The organism is Streptococcus oricebi (assembly GCF_017883985.1).
Taxonomy (GTDB): Bacteria; Bacillota; Bacilli; order Lactobacillales; family Streptococcaceae; genus Streptococcus; species Streptococcus oricebi.
On record NZ_PRDG01000002.1, the window covers coordinates 70,967 to 91,585 of the forward strand.

Annotated in this window: 18 protein-coding genes; 13 read left to right on the top strand and 5 right to left on the bottom strand. The window is 46.0% G+C overall.

Annotation, left to right across the window (positions count from 1 at the left end):
* Positions 1–132 precede the first annotated feature (132 nt).
* From yycF to ftsY, 9 genes are all read left to right on the top strand, one after another.
* A complete protein-coding gene (yycF, locus tag C4K46_RS03035) occupies positions 133–834 on the top strand; it encodes a response regulator YycF (protein WP_209627288.1) in 702 nt (233 codons plus the stop codon).
* Positions 827–2,179 carry a cell wall metabolism sensor histidine kinase VicK gene (gene vicK, locus C4K46_RS03040; RefSeq protein WP_209627289.1) on the top strand — a complete coding sequence of 451 codons (1,353 nt, stop codon included), beginning with the start codon at positions 827–829 and terminating at the stop codon, positions 2,177–2,179. The genes yycF and vicK overlap by 8 nt, the downstream gene beginning before the upstream one ends.
* A 1-nt stretch (position 2,180) precedes the next feature.
* A complete protein-coding gene (locus C4K46_RS03045) occupies positions 2,181–2,984 on the top strand; it encodes an MBL fold metallo-hydrolase (protein ID WP_209627291.1) in 804 nt (267 codons plus the stop codon).
* A 137-nt stretch (positions 2,985–3,121) separates the two neighbouring features.
* Positions 3,122–3,499, top strand: coding sequence for a YbaN family protein (locus C4K46_RS03050; protein WP_209627293.1), 378 nt, complete (start codon positions 3,122–3,124; stop codon positions 3,497–3,499).
* Between the two features lie 221 nt (positions 3,500–3,720).
* The gene (rnc, locus tag C4K46_RS03055; protein WP_209627295.1) at positions 3,721–4,410 is read left to right on the top strand and encodes a ribonuclease III; all 690 of its coding nucleotides are present in this window, start codon (positions 3,721–3,723) and stop codon (positions 4,408–4,410) included.
* Positions 4,410–7,943: a chromosome segregation protein SMC gene (smc, locus tag C4K46_RS03060; protein ID WP_209627297.1), complete on the top strand. Its 3,534-nt coding sequence runs from the start codon at positions 4,410–4,412 to the stop codon at positions 7,941–7,943. The genes rnc and smc overlap by 1 nt, the downstream gene beginning before the upstream one ends.
* Position 7,944: 1 nt before the next feature.
* Positions 7,945–8,739 (top strand): Cof-type HAD-IIB family hydrolase, encoded by a 795-nt coding sequence (locus C4K46_RS03065; protein WP_209627298.1) that lies wholly within the window; start codon positions 7,945–7,947, stop codon positions 8,737–8,739.
* Positions 8,739–9,554 carry a Cof-type HAD-IIB family hydrolase gene (locus C4K46_RS03070; RefSeq protein ID WP_209627775.1) on the top strand — a complete coding sequence of 272 codons (816 nt, stop codon included), beginning with the start codon at positions 8,739–8,741 and terminating at the stop codon, positions 9,552–9,554. Before C4K46_RS03065 ends, C4K46_RS03070 begins: the two co-directional genes overlap by 1 nt.
* A gap of 11 nt (positions 9,555–9,565) precedes the next feature.
* Positions 9,566–10,942, top strand: a complete 1,377-nt coding sequence (gene ftsY / locus C4K46_RS03075) for a signal recognition particle-docking protein FtsY (RefSeq protein ID WP_209627300.1) — start codon at positions 9,566–9,568, stop codon at positions 10,940–10,942.
* A gap of 135 nt (positions 10,943–11,077) precedes the next feature.
* Here the strand turns inward: ftsY and zwf are convergent, their stop codons facing one another.
* Both zwf and C4K46_RS03085 read right to left on the bottom strand, forming a co-directional pair.
* On the bottom strand, positions 11,078–12,541 hold the full coding sequence (zwf, locus tag C4K46_RS03080; RefSeq protein ID WP_209627302.1) for a glucose-6-phosphate dehydrogenase: 1,464 nt from the start codon (positions 12,539–12,541) through the stop codon (positions 11,078–11,080).
* A 46-nt stretch (positions 12,542–12,587) separates the two neighbouring features.
* Positions 12,588–13,961 carry an MFS transporter gene (locus C4K46_RS03085; protein ID WP_209627304.1) on the bottom strand — a complete coding sequence of 458 codons (1,374 nt, stop codon included), beginning with the start codon at positions 13,959–13,961 and terminating at the stop codon, positions 12,588–12,590.
* Positions 13,962–14,074: 113 nt separating this feature from the next.
* On the opposite strand from C4K46_RS03085, the gene C4K46_RS03090 reads away from it, so the two are divergent.
* Positions 14,075–14,737, top strand: coding sequence for an HD domain-containing protein (locus C4K46_RS03090; RefSeq protein WP_209627306.1), 663 nt, complete (start codon positions 14,075–14,077; stop codon positions 14,735–14,737).
* A gap of 34 nt (positions 14,738–14,771) precedes the next feature.
* Here the strand turns inward: C4K46_RS03090 and C4K46_RS03095 are convergent, their stop codons facing one another.
* From C4K46_RS03095 to C4K46_RS03105, 3 genes are read right to left on the bottom strand one after another with little or no spacing between them, the layout of a single operon-like run.
* The gene (locus tag C4K46_RS03095; RefSeq protein ID WP_209627308.1) at positions 14,772–15,587 is read right to left on the bottom strand and encodes a TIGR03943 family putative permease subunit; all 816 of its coding nucleotides are present in this window, start codon (positions 15,585–15,587) and stop codon (positions 14,772–14,774) included.
* Positions 15,584–16,489 carry a permease gene (locus C4K46_RS03100; protein ID WP_209627310.1) on the bottom strand — a complete coding sequence of 302 codons (906 nt, stop codon included), beginning with the start codon at positions 16,487–16,489 and terminating at the stop codon, positions 15,584–15,586. Before C4K46_RS03100 ends, C4K46_RS03095 begins: the two co-directional genes overlap by 4 nt.
* A complete protein-coding gene (locus C4K46_RS03105) occupies positions 16,486–16,626 on the bottom strand; it encodes an SPJ_0845 family protein (protein WP_209627312.1) in 141 nt (46 codons plus the stop codon). Before C4K46_RS03105 ends, C4K46_RS03100 begins: the two co-directional genes overlap by 4 nt.
* A gap of 176 nt (positions 16,627–16,802) precedes the next feature.
* Here C4K46_RS03105 and C4K46_RS03110 point away from each other — a divergent pair, with 176 nt between their 5' ends.
* Genes C4K46_RS03110 through C4K46_RS03120 form a run of 3 tightly spaced genes read left to right on the top strand, consistent with a single transcriptional unit; the run spans position 16,803 to position 20,582 of the window.
* Positions 16,803–18,935 (top strand): Tex family protein, encoded by a 2,133-nt coding sequence (locus C4K46_RS03110; protein ID WP_209627315.1) that lies wholly within the window; start codon positions 16,803–16,805, stop codon positions 18,933–18,935.
* Complete coding sequence (locus tag C4K46_RS03115; protein WP_209627317.1) at positions 18,922–19,353, top strand: SprT family protein; 432 nt, start codon at positions 18,922–18,924, stop codon at positions 19,351–19,353. The genes C4K46_RS03110 and C4K46_RS03115 overlap by 14 nt, the downstream gene beginning before the upstream one ends.
* Positions 19,350–20,582, top strand: coding sequence for a glucosaminidase domain-containing protein (locus C4K46_RS03120; protein WP_209627319.1), 1,233 nt, complete (start codon positions 19,350–19,352; stop codon positions 20,580–20,582). The genes C4K46_RS03115 and C4K46_RS03120 overlap by 4 nt, the downstream gene beginning before the upstream one ends.
* Positions 20,583–20,619 lie beyond the last annotated feature (37 nt).

Below are 20,619 nucleotides of genomic sequence, written 5' to 3' on the forward strand. Positions count from 1 at the left end.
AGAGGATTCGTTTTTTTAAGAAGAAATTCTCTCAATTTTTAATCTAAATTTACAATTTCATTTTAGAGGCGCTCAAATTAGCCATTTTTAAGAATAATTTGGTATAATAAGTAGTTAGAAAAGGTGAATAAAATGAAAAAAATATTAGTTGTAGATGATGAGAAACCAATCTCAGATATTATCAAGTTTAACATGGTCAAAGAGGGCTACGAGGTAGTGACGGCTTTTGACGGACGCGAGGCTCTGGAAGTCTTTGAAGCAGAGCAACCAGATATTTTAATTCTGGACTTGATGTTGCCAGAAGTCGATGGCCTTGAGGTCGCTCGGACCATCAGGAAGACCAGTAATGTTCCCATTATTGTATTATCGGCCAAGGATAGCGAATTTGACAAGGTAATTGGACTGGAAATCGGTGCGGATGACTATGTAACCAAACCCTTCTCAAATCGTGAATTACAGGCGCGGGTCAAGGCAATCTTGCGGCGCTCGGAGCTATCAGTTGATAATCAAGAAGAAGAGTCAGGTCCCAATGAATTGGTCATTGGTGACTTAAAAATCTTGCCGGAAGCCTTTGTGGCTAAAAAGCATGGCAAGGAGTTGGAGTTGACCCACCGCGAGTTTGAGTTGCTCCATCATTTGACGACCCATGTCGGTCAGGTTATGACCCGGGAACATTTATTGGAAACAGTTTGGGGCTACGATTATTTCGGCGATGTTCGGACGGTCGATGTGACCATTCGACGTCTGCGCGAAAAGATTGAAGATACACCAAGCCGCCCTGAATATATCTTAACCCGTCGTGGTGTCGGCTATTATATGAGAAATAATGATTGAAAAAATTAGACAATTTGTGGTGTCGGTTGACTTTGTCTTTGTTCTGATTATCATTGGTTTTATCCTGGTTGTGGCCCTGCTTTTCTTGGAAAATCGTCGGGATAATCACCAGCTTCGCATCCTAAATCAAAAGGTTAAGGATTTGATTGCTGGGGATTATTCAGAGGTACTAGATATGCAGGGAAGTCCAGAAATTACGGATATGACCAATAGTATCAATGATTTATCTGAGGTCACTCGTCTGACCCAGGAAAATTTGGAGCAGGAGACCAAGCGCTTGACCAGCATTCTATCTTATATGACAGATGGGGTCTTAGCGACCAACCGGCGGGGCCAGATTATCATGATCAATGATATGGCCTCCAAGCAGTTGGGGGTCAAGGCAGAGGAGGTCCAAAATACCAGTATTATCGAATTGTTAGATATTGGTGAGGACTATGACCTGCGGGATTTGATTACCAACGTTCCCGAGTTGACCATTGACTCCCAGGATGAGAATGGCGAGTATTTGAGTCTGCGTGTCCGCTTTGCCCTGGTAAGGCGGGAGAGTGGCTTTATCTCGGGTCTGGTTGCCGTTCTTCATGATACGACCGAGCAGGAAAAGGAAGAGCGGGAGCGCCGTCTCTTTGTTTCCAATGTCAGTCATGAATTGCGGACACCCTTGACAAGTGTCAAGTCTTATTTGGAAGCTCTGGACGAGGGGGCCCTGTCTGAGCCAGTCGCGCCTGACTTTGTCAAGGTTTCCTTGACCGAGACCAATCGGATGATGCGGATGGTTTCAGACCTACTCAGCCTGTCGCGGATTGATAATGCGACCAGCCAGCTAGATGTCGAGTTTACCAACTTCACAGCCTTTATCACCTTTATCCTTAATCGCTTTGATAAGATTAGGAGTCAGGATGAGAGCAAGAAGTATGAAATTATCCGTGATTATCCCATTACTCCTATTTGGGTGGAGATCGATACGGATAAGATGACCCAGGTCATCGACAATATCATGAACAATGCTATCAAGTATTCTCCTGACGGTGGTAAGATTACGGTCAAGATGAAGACGACAGATGCCCAGTTGATTATCTCCATTTCTGATGAGGGGCTAGGGATTCCTAAAAAGGACTTGCCTCGAATTTTTGACCGCTTTTATCGGGTGGACAAGGCCCGGAGTCGGGCCCAGGGAGGAACGGGTCTGGGACTGGCAATTGCCAAGGAAATTGTCAAGCAGCACCAGGGCTTTATCTGGGCTAAAAGTGAGTATGAGGTGGGCTCAACCTTTACCATTGTTCTGCCTTATGATAAGGAAGCGGTTCTAGACGATGACTGGGAAAGTGATGAAATAGAAAGTTAAGATGAGCGAGCAAGGATTTAAGTATAGTATTTTAGCATCGGGCTCTAGTGGAAATTGTTTTTACTTGGAGAGCCCAGAGAAGAAGATATTGGTTGATGCTGGCCTATCCGGCAAAAAAATTACCAGCCTCCTAGCTGAAATCGACCGCAAGCCTGAAGATTTGGACGCTATTTTTGTGACCCATGAGCACAAGGATCACATTCATGGAGTGGGAGTTTTGGCCCGTAAGTATCACTTGGATATTTATGCTAACCAAGAAACTTGGCAGGCCATGGAGGGCCATCTGGGCAAGCTAGACTTGGACCAGAAGCATATCTTCCAGATGGGTAAGACCAAGACCTTTGGAGACTTGGATATTGAGAGTTTCGGGGTCAGTCATGATGCGGTTGCCCCCCAGTTTTACCGCTTTATGAAGGACAATAAAAGCTTTGTCATCTTGACGGATACGGGCTATGTTAGCGATCGGATGGCGGGTATTGTTGAAAATGCCGATGCCTACCTGATTGAGAGCAACCACGATATTGAAATCCTGCGCAGTGGGGCCTATCCTTGGAGCCTCAAACAGCGGATTTTGTCTGATTTAGGCCACTTGTCCAATGAAGATGGGGCCGAGACCATGATTCGGACCCTGGGCAATCGGACCAAGAAGATTTATCTGGGCCATCTCAGTAAGGAAAATAATATCAAGGAGCTGGCCCATATGACCATGGTCAACCAGCTAGCTCAGGCCGACCTAGCAGTGGGTCATGATTTTAAGGTCTACGATACCTCACCAGATCAGGCGACTCCGCTGACCAATATTTAGGGACCTTGATGATAAGACTTTAGCCGATTAGAGAGCACTCTGGTTGGCTTTTATTAAGCAGAAAGATTCTGTCCCTATTGACAAAGCTGCCCCTTTTATGGGAAACTATAACTATTAGGAACTGTAAAGGAAAGATTATGCGACTTATTTATCTCTTACTTGGTTTTTTGGCCCTGGGCTTAGCCCTCTTGGGAGTGGTTTTACCCCTCCTTCCCACCACCCCCTTCTTACTGCTTGCCATTGCTTGTTTTTCAAGGAGCTCCAAGCGCTTTGAAACCTGGCTCTACCACACCAAGCTCTATCAGACCTATGTGGCTGATTTCCGAGAGACAGGCTCTATCCCGCGCAAGCGCAAGAAAAGGATTTTGGTTTCCATCTACATCCTAATGGGGATTTCCATTTTTTTTGCTCCCATTATTTGGGTCAAAATTGCTCTTGTCGGTCTGACTATCTTTATTACCTACTATCTTTTCAAGGTCATTCCTGATCGGCCAGAAGACCCTGACTCAAAGTAGGAAGAAGCAAAGGAAAAGGAGTGCGTTAAGCCCCTTTTTTTGTTATAATGGAACTTGTATCGAGTCGATTATCTTTTCAAGGTCTCGGATTAGCAATAAGCCCTCAAACCTTATTCAATTAGGGATTTGGTTCCTTGTTTGAACTTATATTGACCATGTCAGATTTTATATATATGAGAAAGGAATTTTTTAGTCTATCAAGTCTAGAAAAATTGATCACTATGAAAAAACTACATCAAGCTCTGCTGGAGCGTTTTAATATTGTTTTTAGTCAGGAGGAGCTCTTGGAAACAGCCTTTACCCACACCTCCTATGCTAATGAGCACCGCCTCTTAAAAATTTCACATAATGAGCGCTTGGAATTTTTAGGAGACGCTGTTCTGCAATTGATTATTTCCCAATATTTGTATGGGAAATATCCCAAGAAACCAGAAGGGGACCTCTCCAAATTGCGGTCCATGATTGTTCGCGAGGAAAGCTTGGCTGGCTTTACCAGAGACTGCCAATTTGACCGCTTTATCAAGCTAGGTAAGGGGGAGGAAAAGTCTGGTGGACGTGATCGCGATACCATTCTAGGAGATTTATTTGAAGCCTTTCTGGGTGCCCTCTTACTGGATAAGGGAGTAGAGGCTGTCCGAGATTTTCTTTACCAGGTTATGATTCCTAAGGTAGAGGCGGGCGACTTCGAACAGGTGACCGACTATAAGACCAAACTTCAGGAAGTGCTCCAGGTCAATGGTGATGTGGTCATTAACTATCAGGTGGTAGCAGAGTCAGGGCCGGCCCATGCCAAGCGCTTTGAGGTAGCTGTTTTGGTTAACGGGGAGACCAGGGGGCAAGGCCAGGGGCGCTCTAAGAAATTAGCTGAGCAAGAGGCAGCCAAAAATGCCTTTGAAAAGGGGAATTACTAATGTTTTTAAAGGAAATTGAAATTCAAGGTTTCAAGTCCTTTGCGGATAAGACCAAGGTCGTCTTTGACCAGGGAGTGACAGCAGTGGTCGGTCCAAACGGATCGGGCAAGTCTAATATTACCGAGAGCCTGCGTTGGGCCTTGGGGGAGTCGAGCGTTAAGAGTTTGCGGGGCGGCAAGATGCCAGACGTTATCTTTGCTGGAACGGAGACCAGAAAGCCGCTCAACTATGCCTCGGTCGTGGTGGTTTTGGATAATAAGGACCAGTTTATCAAAAATGCGGCCACAGAAATTCGGGTGGAACGCCATATCTACCGTAGCGGGGACAGCGAATACAAGATTGACGGCAAAAAAGTCCGCCTGCGCGATGTCCATGATCTCTTTATGGATACGGGGCTGGGTAGAGATAGTTTCTCTATTATCTCCCAGGGCAAGGTCGAAGAAATCTTCAACAGCAAACCTGAGGAGAGACGGGCTATTTTTGAAGAGGCCGCAGGAGTCTTGAAGTATAAGACTCGTAGAAAAGAAACTGAGAGCAAGCTAAACCAGACCCAGGACAATCTAGATCGGCTAGAAGATATTATCTATGAGCTGGATGGCCAGATTAAGCCCTTGGAAAAGCAGGCCCAGACGGCTCGGCGTTTTCTGGACTTGGATGGCCAGCACAAGGAGCTTTATTTGGATGTCTTGGTGGCCCAAATCAAGCTGAACAAGGAAAAGCATGAAGCTCTTGAGCAGGGTATTCAAAAGATTTCCCAGGAATTGGCTGCCTATTATAGTAAGCGTGACCGCCTGGAAGTTGAAAATCAACAATTAAAGCAAAAACGCCAAAGCTTGAACCAGGACTTGGAAGACCAGCAGGCCAGTCTCTTGGACTTGACCCGTCTAATTAGTGATTTAGAGCGCCAGATTGACCTTTCTAAGTTAGAGTCTAGTCAGGCAGCTAGTAGTCGTCAGGAGACCCAGGAGCGTCTGGATAAACTGGCTGAAAAACTGCAAGAAGTAGAAAGAGCCTATCAGGCCAAGACCCAAGCATTGACTGAGCTCAACCAAGAGCTCAAGAGCAATCAGAAGGCTCTGGAGGATCTTGAGGAAGAATTGGCTAGTTTTTCTGAGGATCCCGATCAACTGATTGAAAACCTTAGAGAACGCTATGTCAAGTTGATGCAGGAAGAGGCTGAATTATCCAATGATTTGACGGCCTTGGAGAGCCGTTTGCTTAGTGAGGCCAAGCTCAGCGAGAGCAAGCAGGAAGAATTTTCTAAACTTTTGGCCGATTTAGAAACAGCCGAGGCTGAAAAGGTCCAGGCCCTGCATGAGCAAGAGGCGGCCGAGGCTAGCCTCAAGGAGCTGTTAGCTAGGTACAAGAGCCAGGTAGAAAAAGCCCAAGTTTTAGAGGGGCATTATCAAAAAGAACAAGGCCAGCTCTTTGATTTGCTGGATGATTTGAAAAATAAAAAAGCTCGCTCGGCCAGTCTAGAAGCCATTCTAAAAAATCATAGTAATTTTTATGCCGGAGTCAAGACGGTTCTCCAGGAGTCTAGTCGTCTGGGGGGCATTCTTGGAGCGGTCAGTGAAAAGTTGAGTTTTGATCCTAGCTATCAGACCGCCCTAGAGATTGCCCTAGGGGCCAGCAGCCAGCACATCATCGTTGAGGATGAAAATGCGGCGACTAGAGCCATTGATTTTCTTAAGAAAAATCGGGCAGGTCGGGCAACCTTCCTCCCTCTGACGACCATTAAGCCTAGACAACTGGCTGACCACAATCGAGCAAAAATTGAGTCTAGTCCAGGCTTTTTAGGTCTAGCTTCTGATTTGGTTCGATTTGATCAGCCCCTGACCCATATTTTTGAAAATCTTTTGGGAACAACTGCTATTTTTGAGACGGTTGAAGAGGCCAGGGCAGCCGCTAGGGAGGTTCGTTATCAGGTCCGAATAGTGACTCTTGACGGGACTGAATTGCGGACAGGTGGTTCCTATGCAGGTGGTGCCAATCGGCAGAATAATAGCATTTTTATCAAGCCAGAGCTGGACGCCTTGACCCGGGAGATTGCGGACAAAGACCAGGCTCTAAAGGAGCAGGAAAAGAGAACCCAGGCCTTACAGGCAGAACTTTCTAAAATCAAGCAGGATTTAGAAAGGACCAAGACAGAGGGAGAAGAGGCTCGATTAGTGGAGCAGCGGACCAAGCTAGCCTATGAACAGTTGGCTAAAAGGGTGGAGGACTTGAGCCTCCTCAAGCAGGCCCAGGAAGAGCAACTATCCAGCCAGACCAGTCCAGATCTTTCGCTAGAAAAGTCTCGCTTGGCCGAACGCTTGGCTGAAATTGAAGGCATCAAGCAGGAGATTTCCCTGGAGATTGAGCAGGTCAAATCAGACAAGAATGCTGTCCAGCTCCGCTTTGATAAGTTGTCAGAAGAAGTAGCCAATCTCAAATTAAGCCGGACCGAGCTAACCAGCAGTAAACGCTTTGAACAAAGCGATTTAGAACGCTTGGAGCAGGAAGGAGCTAGTCTCAGAGAAGAGACAGCAAATCTGCAAATCCTGCTAGAAGAAAGATTGGAAAATAGGCCAAGGGTCGATTTGGCCCTCTTGGAAGAGCAACTAGCCGATGCTCAAAAGCAAAAGGAAGAGCTCAACCAAAGCCTGATTCGTCTTAAGTTTGAGCAGGAGGACTTGGAAGGTCAGTCAGAGGACCTACTAGGCCTACTTGAGCAGGCTAGGGAGGAAAATGAAGACTGGATTCGCAAGCAAGCTCGTGCGGAAGCCGAAAGAGATAAGCTGGCTGAAACCCTGCGTCGCTTGGCAACTAGCCTGACCGAGGACTACCAGATTAGCTTTGAAGAGGCCAGCCTGAAGGCCAAGCAGCTAGAAAATCTAAGCCAGGCCGAAAGCCAGCTTAAGGACTTAGAAAAGGCAATCAGAGCCTTGGGACCAGTCAATTTGGACGCCATTGACCAGTACGATGAGGTCAAGGAGCGTCTGGACTTCCTCAATAGTCAACGCCAGGACATCCTGTCAGCCAAGGACCTACTTTTATCGACCATTCAGGAGATGAATGATGAGGTTAAAGAGCGCTTCAAAACTACCTTTGAGGCCATTCGTGAAAGTTTTAAGGTCACCTTTAGACAGATGTTTGGTGGGGGATCGGCAGACCTTATTTTGACCGAGGGCGACCTTCTAACTGCTGGTGTGGAGATTTCAGTGCAACCGCCAGGCAAGAAGATTCAATCCCTCAACCTAATGAGTGGTGGCGAAAAGGCCCTTTCAGCCTTGGCCTTGCTATTTTCCATTATCCGGGTCAAGACCATTCCTTTCGTCATTTTGGACGAGGTGGAAGCGGCGCTTGATGAGGCTAATGTCAAGCGTTTCGGGGACTATCTCAACCGCTTTGACAAGGAGAGTCAGTTTATCGTGGTGACCCATCGCAAGGGGACCATGTCGGCGGCGGATTCCATCTACGGTGTGACCATGCAGGAATCAGGCGTCTCCAAGATTGTATCAGTCAAATTGAAGGATTTAGAAAGTGTGTAAGATGACGATAAAGTTAGTAGCAACAGATATGGACGGGACCTTTCTGGACGACAAGGGCCAGTTTGATATGGACCGGCTCAAGGCCTTGCTGGTAAATTTTAAGGAAAAAGGGATTTATTTTGCAGTAGCTAGCGGCCGCGGTCTTTTGTCCCTGGAAAAGCTCTTTGCAGAAGTGCGCGATCAGATTATTTTCATCGCAGAAAATGGTAGCGTCGTTGAATTTCATGGTGAGGACTTGTATGAAGCCACCATGCCCAAGGATTTTTACCTGCAGGTCTTTGACAAGCTCAAATCCTCTCCCTATGTAGATGTCAACCAGCTGCTTTTGACGGGTAAGAAGGGCTGCTATGTTTTGGAAACGGTCAATCCGACCTACCTTTCCTTTAGTGCCCATTACAATGAAAATATCCAGAAAGTTGCTGACTTGGCTGAGATTGAGGACGAGATTTTCAAATTCACGACTAATTTCACTCCTGAAACAGTGGAGGCAGGCGAAGCCTGGGTCAATGAAAATATTGCTGGAGTCAAGGCCATGACCACAGGCTTTGAGTCAATCGATATTGTCTTAGACTATGTGGATAAGGGTGTGGCCCTGGTGGAGCTGGCAAAAAAATTAGGTCTTGAAATGGAGCAGGTCATGGCCTTTGGAGACAATCTCAATGATCTCCACATGATGCAGGTGGCCGGCCAACCCATTGCCCCAGAAAATGCCCGGCCGGAAATTTTGGCCCTGGCTAAGCAAGTAATCGGCCACCATGCGGCAGGCTCGGTTATGACCTATATGGAGGGATTATGATGACAGAAATCAAGCTAATTGCCCTAGATTTAGATGGGACCTTACTGACCCATGATAAGAAGATTTCGGAAAGAAATTTGGCGGCGCTTAAGGCGGCTCATGCTCAAGGCGTTAAAATTGTCCTGACAACAGGGCGTCCGCTCAAGGCCATGGAATTTTTCTTGAAAGAAATCGGTATTGCTGACCAAGAAAACGAGTACACCATTACCTTTAATGGCGGTCTGGTTCAGCGTAATACAGGAGAGGTTCTGGACAAGATTGTCTTTTCCTATGAAGACGTAGCGGCTATTCATGAGGTCACTCAGGCTATGGACTTGCCACTTGATGCCATTCATGAAGGCCATGTCTATCAGATTCAGTCTAATCAGCCCTCCCTTTACTCGACCTTCAATCCAGCCCTTAACTTTATTCCCCTTGATTTTGAAAATTTGGACCAGAAGCTCAGCTATAATAAATGTATCACTGCCTGTCCGGCAGCGGCTATTGACCGTGCTCTGCCAGAGATTCCGCAGGCGCTCAAAGAGCGCTATGGCGTTTTCAAATCGCGGGACCAAATTTTGGAATGGTGCCCCAAGGAGGCCCATAAGGCCAATGGTTTGGCTAAACTCATTGCTCATTTGGGGCTCGAGACTAGCCAGGTGATGGCTATGGGAGATGAGGCCAATGACTTGTCCATGATTGCCTGGGCAGGGCTTGGCGTAGCTATGAAAAATGCCGTTCCTGCCGTCAAAGAAGCAGCTGAGGTTGTCACCCCCTTGACCAATGATGAAGACGGGGTAGCCTGGGCCATTGAAAAATATGTTTTATCCAAATAGGGAGGTAGAAAATGGGTTTATTTGATCGACTCTTTGGTCGAAAGAAAGAAAAAGAAGTAACAAAGGAAGAGCCCCTAGAGGAACTTTCGCAAGACCAGCCTAGCGAGCAGACGCCGACAGCTTCTAGCTCGACCGAACAAGACCAGGTCCAGGAAGCTAGGGACCAGCTGGAAAGCCTAGCTCCAGAGGCTAGTTTGGAAGAGCCAGCTTTAACAACAGTGAAAGAAGTCGAGGAAAGTAGGGATTTTAAAGAAGCTGAAAGCCAGCAAACCCTCGAAGCGGCATCTCCAACACCAGAAGCAAGCCTAGCCGAGCAAGCCCCAGAGGAGCCCGTTCCAGGGGCTAGTCTAGAAGAGGACCAGCCAGCAGAAAACTTAGAGACTCCTTCTAACCCAGTCGAGGAAAGACTAGGTGACCAAGATTCTCAGGAAGAAGAGCCGGCCATTGAAGCAAGAGAAAAAGAAACGGTCCAAGAAAAATATGACCGCAGCTTGAAGAAAACGCGGACAGGATTTGGGGCTAGGCTCAATGCCTTCTTCGCTAATTTTCGGGCTGTTGATGAGGATTTCTTTGAAGAGTTAGAAGAACTCCTTATTACCAGTGATGTAGGTGTGCAGGTAGCCTCTAATCTAACTGAAGAATTGCGCCAAGAAGCCAAGTTAGAAAATGCCAAAAAGCCAGACTTTTTACGCCAGCTAGTCATCGAAAAATTAGTTGACATCTATGAAAAGGATGGTCGCTATCAGGAAAAAATCAATCTCCAACCAGATTTGACAGTCATGCTCTTTGTCGGTGTCAATGGGGTCGGCAAGACCACCTCTATTGGGAAATTAGCTTATAAGTATAAGCAAGAAGGCAAAAAGGTTATGCTGGTTGCAGCAGACACCTTCCGCGCGGGAGCCGTGGCCCAACTAGAAGAATGGGCGAGACGGGTAGACGTTCCGATTGTTACTGGACCTGAAAAGAGCGACCCAGCCAGCGTTGTCTTTGATGGTATGGAGCGGGCTCAGGCAGAAGATGTGGATATTCTCATGATTGATACCGCAGGCCGCCTGCAAAACAAGGATAATCTGATGGCAGAGCTGGAAAAGATTGGCCGCATCATCAAGCGGGTCGATCCAGCAGCACCGCATGAGACCTTCCTCGCCCTGGACGCTTCAACCGGACAAAATGCCCTGGTCCAGGCCAAGGAATTTTCAAAAATTACCCCAGTAACCGGCATCGTCCTAACCAAGATTGATGGGACAGCCCGAGGAGGAGTGGTTCTAGCCATTCGAGAAGAGCTAGACATCCCCGTCAAGCTGATTGGTTTTGGAGAAAAAATCGACGACATCGGCGAATTTAAGTCTGAAAACTTTATGCGTGGTCTTTTAGAAGGCCTGATTTAAGACAGAAAAAAGCAAGACTGAAAGTCTTGCTTTTTTATTATACCTTCAAGCCAGTTTTTCTCGGAGATAAAAAGAGAAAGCCACCAGCTAAGCTGGTAGCTGATAAGGCTTATCGCTTCTATTTATTATCCCCAATCACTTTTCTCTTGGATCCCATTGCCACTTGGCCCCGAATTCTTGCAATAATTCAAAGGCAGCTTCTGGTCCCATGCTCCCTGCTTCATAGTGGTGGAGGGGAACTTGATTTTCTTGCCAGATGGCCTCAATCTGATCGATCAATTCCCAGCTAGCCCGGACTTCGTCCCAATGACTGAAGTTGGTCGAATCATTATTGAGGACATCAAAGATGAGTTTTTCATAAGGCTCCTGTGAGGCGCCAGTCGCTGTCGCATCTGTCCGATAGTCAAAGGAAATCGGAGCAAGCCTAAACTGTTCGCCCACCTCTTTTCCATTAACGCTGAGGGAGAAGCCTTCAGTTGGTTGGATATAGATGGTCAGGACATTGGGCTCCAGACTTTGGCCGAAGATAGAGTCCATCTGCTTAAAGACAATATTGACATGGGTTCCCTTGGCGGTCAGGCGCTTTCCAGTTCGGAAGAAAAAGGGAACATGGCGGAAGCGTTCGCTATCAACGAAGAAAGCCCCTGAAACAAAGGTTTCGGTTTCTGATTCAGGGTTTACATTTGGCTCGCTACGATAGGAAATGTACTTCTTGCCGTCAACTGTACCAGACTTGTATTGGCCCCGAATAAAGAGCTTTTTCAGCTCCTCTTGGCTAGGTTTTCTTAGTCTTTCAAAGACCTTGACCTTTTCGGTGCGAATAGCCTCCTTAGTGAAGGCGCTAGGCATATCCATGGCCAAGAGGGACAGGAGCTGTAAGGTATGGTTTTGGACCATATCGCGCAGGGCTCCAGACTGGTCATAGTAGCCTCCCCGCTCCTCGACTCCTAGTTGTTCAGCAAAGGTAATCTGAATATTGTCAATATAGTTACGATTCCAGATGTTTTCAAAGAGGGAGTTGGCAAAGCGAATGGCAAAAATGTTTTGAATCATTTCCTTGCCTAGATAGTGGTCAATTCTAAAGATTTGCTCTTCATCAAAGGTAGCTAGGAGTTCCTGATTGAGCTGACTAGCAGTGGATAAGTCTGTCCCGAAAGGTTTTTCCACGATAAGACGCTCAAAGCCTTGTCCATCAACGATTTGTTCGGACTTGAGATGCTTAGCGATGGTCCCGAAAAATTGTGGAGCCATGGACAGAAAGAAGAGCTTATTATGCTCGGCCTGGTACTCTTGATTGAGACGCGTTTGTAGTTTTTTAAGTTCGATGTAATGTTCTGTATCTTGTACATCATGACTTTGATAGTAGAAGTGGCCAGCAAACTCTTGAGCTTGCTCAGGACTATCAGCCAAATCTGTAATGGACTCGACTACGACAGACTCGAAGTATTCCTTGCTCCAGGGTCTGCGAGCAGTTCCAATCACTGCAAAGTGCTTGGATAGATTGCCCGACTTGTAGAGGCGAAATAGTGAAGGATAGAGCTTTCTTTTAGCTAAATCACCACTAGCGCCAAAAATAGTAATAATAACTTTTGATGACATCCTAATACCTATTTTCTAATATAAATTCACTTCATTTTACCATAACTTAATCAAAATTTCCTTTTTTTGATTTGATAGTGGCAAAGAGGCGGTAAAAGAGGAAAAAGATGAACAGAACCAGAATAAAGAGGAGTAGAAAGACCTGGTGGACACCGCTTGCCTTGTCGGGAGCCTGCTTGACTAGAACAGCTGCGATGGCTGTTCCTAGGGCACCAGCAAAGGTCTGGGCCATTTGAAAGAGGGCTGTCGCATCGGCCGCTTGATCTCTGTCAATCTGAGAGATGGATAGGGCCATGGTATTATTAAAGGCCATATTGCGCCCCATGGTAAATAAAATGTAGACACCAATAATCAGGGGTAGGGTCAAATCCTTGGTGAAAAAGGCAAAGATAGAAACTGCTAGAAAGAAGATGGCATTTCCACCAAAGAGCGAAAGTTTTGGTCCCTTACTATCGTAGAGTTTTCCCAGAAAGGGAGCTAAAAAGGCCCCAATCATGGTTCCAGGAAGGAGGGCAAAACCAGCCCTAGCCGTTGTTTCTCCCTGGACCAGGGTTAAATAGTTGGGAATGATAAAGTTGGAGGAAAGATTGGAAAATTGGTAGATGAAAAAGGGGATAATTCCTAGTAAAATAGTAGGTTTGGCTAGAATCCGAATATCCAAGAAGGGATTCTTGATAGTCAGGCTCCGCCAGATAAAGAGACTGAAAGTAACCAGAAAGAGGAGGGTGAAAAGCCAGTCGATGCGACCCGTTTCAAGGCTTGAGATGCTAATCAAGGAAAAGGTTAGTGCTAAGGTCAAGAAAATAAAGGAAGGAAAATCAAAGGGCCGCCGGCTCTTGCCAGCCGAATTTTTCAGAAAGTGAAAGCCTAGGGCAAAGGAAATCAAGGGAATGGGCATGATAAAACTGAAAATTCGATGCCAGTCAAAAAGCCCAATCATGATTCCCCCATAGGTTGGTCCCAAGGCTGGAGCCAAGCTGATAACGAGCCCCGTTAGCCCCATATAAAAACCAATTTGCTGTCGAGGTACCCGCTCGACAATCAGGTTAAACATGAGTGGAATGGCAATTCCAGTCGCTCCTCCCTGGAGCACCCGCCCCAGCATCAGAAAGAAAAAATCAGGAGCTATCATGGCAATCCCATTTCCCAAGCTAAAGATAGCCAGGGCAGTAAAAAGGATGCGCCTTTCAGTCCAGTTATGGGCAAGAGTGGCTCCAAGGGTGATGGTAATAGCTACCGCCAGCAGATAACCGGTAGTAATCCACTGGATTGTACCCAGCCCAACCCCAAAAACTTTCATGAGATTAGAAAAGGTAACATTCATACTGGTTTCCGAGAGAATCCCTGCGAAAGTCACCAAGGCTGTTGCAAAAATAGAAATTAAATCGGCCTTTGCGACCTTTTCTTTTGTATCTGTCATACGACCTCCTAGAATAAAACTAGAACTATTGTAACATAAATTTGATGTCGCAAAGGAGGATTCCGTTTTCATTCATAGTTTCTAAAAGAGAAAATTTGTATTATAATAGAAAAATGAGAAATAAGAATAAAGAAGAAAAAATCCTGCAAGCAGCTGAGGCTTATGCCAAGGAGCAGCTAGGCAATGACGTATCAGGGCATGATTTTTGGCATGTAAAACGCGTAGTCAATCTAGCTCTCCAAATAGCAGAGGAAGAAAAAGCTGACACCTTTATCTGCCATTTGGCAGCCCTGTTGCACGATGTGGCAGATGGAAAATTAAATAGCAGTGAAGAAGCCGGGCTTGCAAAAGTTGAGCACTGGCTTCTGCAAAAAGAGCTTGAACCAGCCGATTGCCAAGAGATAATGGCAATTATCAGTCATATCTCATTTAAAGGTGGACAAGTGTCTAATTTCCCTCTGTCTGCAGAGGGGAAAATCGTTCAAGATGCCGACCGTCTAGATGCTCTAGGAGCAATTGGCATTGCGCGAGCCATGGTTTATTCGGGTGCTAAGGGGAGACCGATTTACGATCCAAATCTTTCACCGCGTGAAAATATGACCTTGGAAGAATACCGCTCAACTGAAGGGACTGCCATTATGCACTTTTATGAGAAGCTACTAACCTTGAAAGACAAGATGAATACCGAGACAGCAAAGAAATTAGCTGAAAACCGACATGCTTTTATGGAAAGCTATCTGGAACAATTTTATGCTGAGTGGGAAGGCAAGCGCTAAAAAATCCAAGCCCTATTAGACTTGGATTTTTTGCTTAAAACACCCGATAAACGTAAGGATTGTCTGGTTTGTCAACCTTGGTAAAACGATTGACTTCCAAGGTTGGCAGACTTTGTCCTAGCTGCTTATGGTATTGAATGGTGATTTTACCGCTGACATTGACCCAAGTATTATTTTCATAATGCTGGTCGTTGCCCGTCGTCAAAAGACCATAGACACCGGAGTCGGCGATACAGTGGATAATCCCGAAGCGAAAGAGAAATTGACTATTTTTGTCACTGGGGTCATTGTAGACAAATCCGGTAAATTCTAGAGTTTTTCCGGCAAATTCGTCAGGATAGTCGTAGAGGACCTCCATGACCTCCATATAATTTTCGGTAGAGACCTTGATGATCTCTTCCTTGAGATATTTTTTAGCAGCAGTTCGCATCTCCTTATCATAGGCGCTCTTGGTAAAGTAGGTGCTGGTATCGGGTTTTAGGTATTGGCTGGTCGTCCCCTCGTCGGCCTGGACCTCCTTGGAAGCTCCTGCTGCAAGTGGGAAATGAAAGCCCTTAGCTGAAACCGTTGTTGAGTCTAAGCTGACTGTCGGGAAAAAAGTACCGACAATTAAGGGAATGGCGAGAAAGGCAATGCTCGCGATCTTGGCCCAGCGACTAGTCAGGTGACTGTGGACCTTGATTTGCTTCATCCAGACAATCAACTGTACGATAGCCAGAATAAAGGATAAAATCATGGATAAATAGGCCAGATAAGAATAATGCAGGTTGATGTACTGGTTGAGCTTACCAGATAAGTGTAGGTACATGCTCATTTCAAAGTAGCCTGCTAGAATTAAAAAACGAATCATAGAAGTACCCCCACCAGCCAAGAATAAAGGAGGACAAAGCCGCTGACAATAGCGATAAATTGCCAGATAAAGCTGGTTTTAAAGTAATTTTTCATCATCAGAAGATTTTTTACATCCAGTATGGGACCGATAACCAAAAAGGCCAGGACAGGAGCTAGACCAAAGCTAGATAGCAGGGAACTTCCGATAAAGGCATCTGCCTCGCTGCACAGGGAGAGCAGAAAAGACAGGAGCATCAAAAGCAGGATAGCGACCAAGGGTGTCGAGCTAATAGAGGTCAAAATCCTAGTCGGTACATAGACCTGGACCAGACTAGCAAAGAGACAGCCGAAGACCAGATAGCGGCCTGTATCGAAAAATTCATCAATGGCCTGGACCAAGACCTGGAAGAGCTTTTTTCCGGCGGATAGATGGGAAAAGTCATGCTGGTGGACCTGTTTTCTTTCCTCCTTTTGGATAGAATTTTGGCTGAAAAAGCCCAGAAAAATTCCCAGAGCCGCAGCGACCAAGATAGAGCCAAGCGCCCGAAGCAGGGCGAACTTGATGGAATTTCCAAAGGCCGAATAGGTGGCAAAGAGAACGATTGGATTGATGACCGGTGCAGTGACCAGAAAGGGCAGGGCTGTGTAGCTGGGAACCTTCTTTTCTAAAAAGCGATTGACAATGGGGACAATCCCACACTCGCAGGAAGGAAAGATAAAGCCGATAAAGGTACCAAAGAAGATTCTGAGCCACTTATTCTTGGGAAGATAGTGGTAGACCTTTTCTGGTGTCACATAGACCTCAATAAAGCCAGAAATGATACTTCCGATTAAGACAAAGGGCAGGGCCTCAATGATGATGGATAAAAAGATAGCCCCAGCCTGCAAGACACTGGGCGGTAGCTGGGAAAAGAAATTCATTTTTTCTCAGCCTGCTTTTCATTTGTTTTCTTTTCTTTTTCATCTTCAGGAAATTCAACCTTCTCCATTTTAGGTAGGCTGGCGAACTCCTCAAACATCTTGTCTAGCTCATCAGAGCGATTAAATTTAATAGCCATAAAGGACCTCTTTTCTACATTGATTAAGTCTATTATACTATCAAAAAAGAAAAATGAACAGTTTCAGCCTTCCCTCCTCCAACTAGAAAAAAATCAGAAAGGAATTAGAGGAAAAATGGACAAAATTTGGATAAAAGGCTAATGGAGCCTAAAGAGTATGTTATAATAATACTACTATGGAAAAGCAACATATTGATAAAATTGCCCAGGAATTGGGCCTGAAAAATAGCCAGATTAGCAAGGTGCTGGATCTAACCTCAGAGGGGAATACCATTCCCTTTATTGCTCGTTACCGCAAGGAGTTGACAGGCAATCTAGATGAGGTCGAGATTAAGGCCATTATTGACCTGAACCGGAGTCTGACCAATCTGGCGGAGCGAAGAGCGACGGTTTTAGCCAAGATTGAAGAGCAGGGCAAGCTGACAGCCCAGTTAAGAGCGGAGATTGAAGGAGCTGAAAAGCTGGCGGACCTTGAAGAATTGTATCTTCCCTATAAGGAAAAACGTCGGACCAAGGCGACGGTTGCGCGTGAAAATGGGCTCTTTCCCTTGGCCCGTCTCATCCTTCAAGATGCCCCAAATTTGGAAAGTCAGGCCGAAACGCTGACCAATCAAAGCTTCCCAACTGGGCCTGCTGCCCTGGCTGGTGCGGTCGATATTTTGGTTGAGGCCATTTCAGAAGATGCCAAATTGCGGTCCTGGACTTACCATGAAATTTTAAGTCATTCCCGCCTCCTCTCTAAGCTCAAGGACGAGAGTTTGGACGACAAGCAGGTCTTTCAGATTTATTATGACTTTTCAGAAAAAGTAGCCAGCATGCAGGGCTACCGAACCCTGGCCCTCAATCGGGGAGAGAAGTTAGGGATTTTGAAGATTTCCTTTGAACATCATTTGGAAAAAATTCTGCGCTTTTTTGCGGTTCGTTTCAAAGTAAAAAACGAATATATAGATGAAGCCATTCAGCAGGCTGTCAAAAAGAAAATTCTTCCTGCCATGGAGCGGCGGATTCGGACAGAGTTGAGCGAGCAGGCAGAAGATGGAGCCATCCAGCTCTTTTCAGAGAATTTACGCAATCTCCTTCTGATTGCTCCCTTAAAGGGGCGGGTTGTTCTAGGTTTTGACCCTGCCTTTCGGACGGGAGCCAAGTTAGCGATTGTAGATGCGACCGGAAAGATGTTGACGACCCAGGTTATTTATCCAGTAGCTCCGGCCAAGCCCGCTCAAATCGAGGCAGCGAAAAAAGACCTATCAAACCTCCTGGATCAATACAGCGTGGAAATCATTGCTATCGGTAATGGAACGGCTAGTCGGGAGAGTGAAGCCTTTGTAGCTGAGGTTCTAAAGGACCAGCCTCAGGTCAGCTATGTGATTGTAAATGAGAGCGGTGCATCGGTTTACTCGGCCAGTGATTTGGCCCGGCAAGAATTTCCCGACTTGACGGTTGAGAAGCGATCTGCCATCTCCATCGCTAGACGTTTGCAGGACCCCTTGGCTGAACTGGTCAAGATTGATCCCAAATCAATCGGGGTCGGCCAGTACCAGCACGATGTCAGCCAAAAGAAATTAAGCGAAAGTTTGGATTTTGTGGTTGATACGGTGGTTAACCAGGTCGGAGTCAATATCAATACAGCTAGCTCAGCCCTTTTGAGCCATGTAGCTGGTCTCAATAAGAGTATTTCAGAAAATATTGTCAAGTATCGAGAAAGTCAGGGCTTGATTCAGAGTCGCGAAGAGATTAAAAAAGTCCCTAGACTAGGGGCCAAGGCCTTCGAGCAGGCAGCCGGTTTCCTACGGATTCCAGAAAGTCAAAATTTCTTGGATAATACTGGTGTTCACCCAGAAAGCTATCCAGCAGTGGCCAGGCTTTTTGACTATCTGAAAATCGAGCAGCTAGATGAGACTGCCCAAGCCAAACTCCAAGATTTAGACTTGCCTAAACTGGCCCAGGACTTGGAATTGGGCTTAGAAACCCTGAAAGACATTGTTTTTGACCTCTTAAAGCCGGGTCGTGATTTGCGGGACTCTTTTGAGGCTCCCGTTTTGAGGCAGGATGTTCTAGACATCAAGGATCTAGAAATTGGCCAAAAGCTAGAGGGAGTTGTTCGCAATGTCGTAGATTTTGGCGCTTTTGTAGATATTGGGATTCATGAGGACGGCTTGATTCATATCTCTAAATTAAGTAAAAATTACGTAAAACACCCTAGTCAGGTCTTAGCAGTAGGTGATTTGGTGACTGTTTGGGTGGACAAGCTAGATTTGGAAAGAGAAAAGGTTAACCTCTCTCTAGTTGAGCCAGATGGATCTAACTAGCTATGTCCAGGAAGTCTCCCGTCAAGACTTCCAGAAGGAATTTCGGCACCAAGCCTTTTGGAATAAGCGCTTGAGAACGACAGGGGGACGCTTCTTTCCCCAAGATGGCCACCTAGATTTTAATCCTAGGATTTATCAAGAATTTGATCTAGCTACTTTTCGGAAAATTGTGGCCCATGAACTCTGCCACTATCATCTCTATTATGAGGGCAGGGGTTATCGCCATGGGGATAGGGATTTTAAGGCCCTCTTAGCAAAAGTCGGAGGTCTCCGCTATGCTCCCAGCCTAAATTCTGACCGTAAATCCTTGATTTATCGCTGCAAAAACTGTAAGATGGTTTATTATAGACAAAGAAAAGTCAATCTAGAAAAATATCGCTGTGGCCGATGTCGCGGCCGCTTAGAAAGGACAACATGAAAAAAAGAACAAGCTCTCTTATTTTATTAGCCAGTCTCTTCTTGGCTCAGATACCAGTCTTAGCTGAGGGACCGACTGATACTAGCTCTCAAGAAGAGACTAGTTCTTCTAGCACCAGTACTGAAGAATCTAGCTCTTCCTCTACTAGCCAGGACTCAAGTTCCAGCTCTAGTTCAGAGAGTCAACCTTCTTCATCAGCCAAGGAAGAAGAGACCAAGCCTAAATCAGAAGTTGATTCTGCTCCAGCTGAGCCTCTCAGCCCTAAAGAGAAGGAAGATGCAGCTGGAATTAAGAAAGAAGATGATGAAAAGGACCAAGATGGTGGGAATTTTACGGTCTCTGTCAACCATACGACCCAAAGTTTCATCAAACTGATTGCTGAAGATGCCAGAACCATCGGAAAAGAGTATAAACTTTACGCTTCAGTCATGATTGCTCAGGCAATCCTTGAGTCAGGTAGCGGAAATAGTGGACTGGCCCAGGCACCCAACTATAACCTTTTTGGTATCAAGGGAGCCTATGAGGGCAGCAGTGTCAGCATGGATACCAAGGAAGATGATGGCTCAGGCAAACTCCACACCGTCAAGGCAGCCTTTCGTAAGTATCCAAATGTCAGAGCCTCTCTGACTGATTATGCCAAGCTTTTAAGGACGGAGCTTTACCGAGGAGCATGGATAGAAAATGCAGCCACCTATCAGGCAGCTACCAAGGCCTTGACTGGTCGCTATGCTACTGATATCCATTATGATAAGAAGTTGAATGCCTTGATTGAGGCCTATGATTTGACCCAGTACGATAAGGATACAGACAAGACCCTTTTGGAGCGCTATCCTGATGGTGACTATCCTGACTATGACGGCAAGGACTACCCAGGCGTGGAGAATTACAAAGAGACCAGTGCTCGCTATGCCTTTAACCGCATGAGTCAGTTGGGTGGAAAATTAGAGACCAATTTTGCTGAAACGACCAACTGGGCAGACAGTGCCAGCAAGCAAGGCTATACTGTCAACCAAGAGCCCAAGATTGGGACAGTCGTTGCCTTTCAGCCCAAGCAGGAAAAAGCCGGCTCGCAAGGCCAGGTTGCCATTGTTGAGAAGCTTTATCCAAGCGGTGCTATTCTGATTTCTGAATATGGAAAATTCTCAGAAAAACTCGTTTCCTACCGCGTGATTGATAGCCAAGCGGCCAAGACCCTGCACTACATCACACCCAAATCAAGTAAAAATTAAGAATCAGCCTTGGGGCTGATTTTTTCTCTTCCACTTT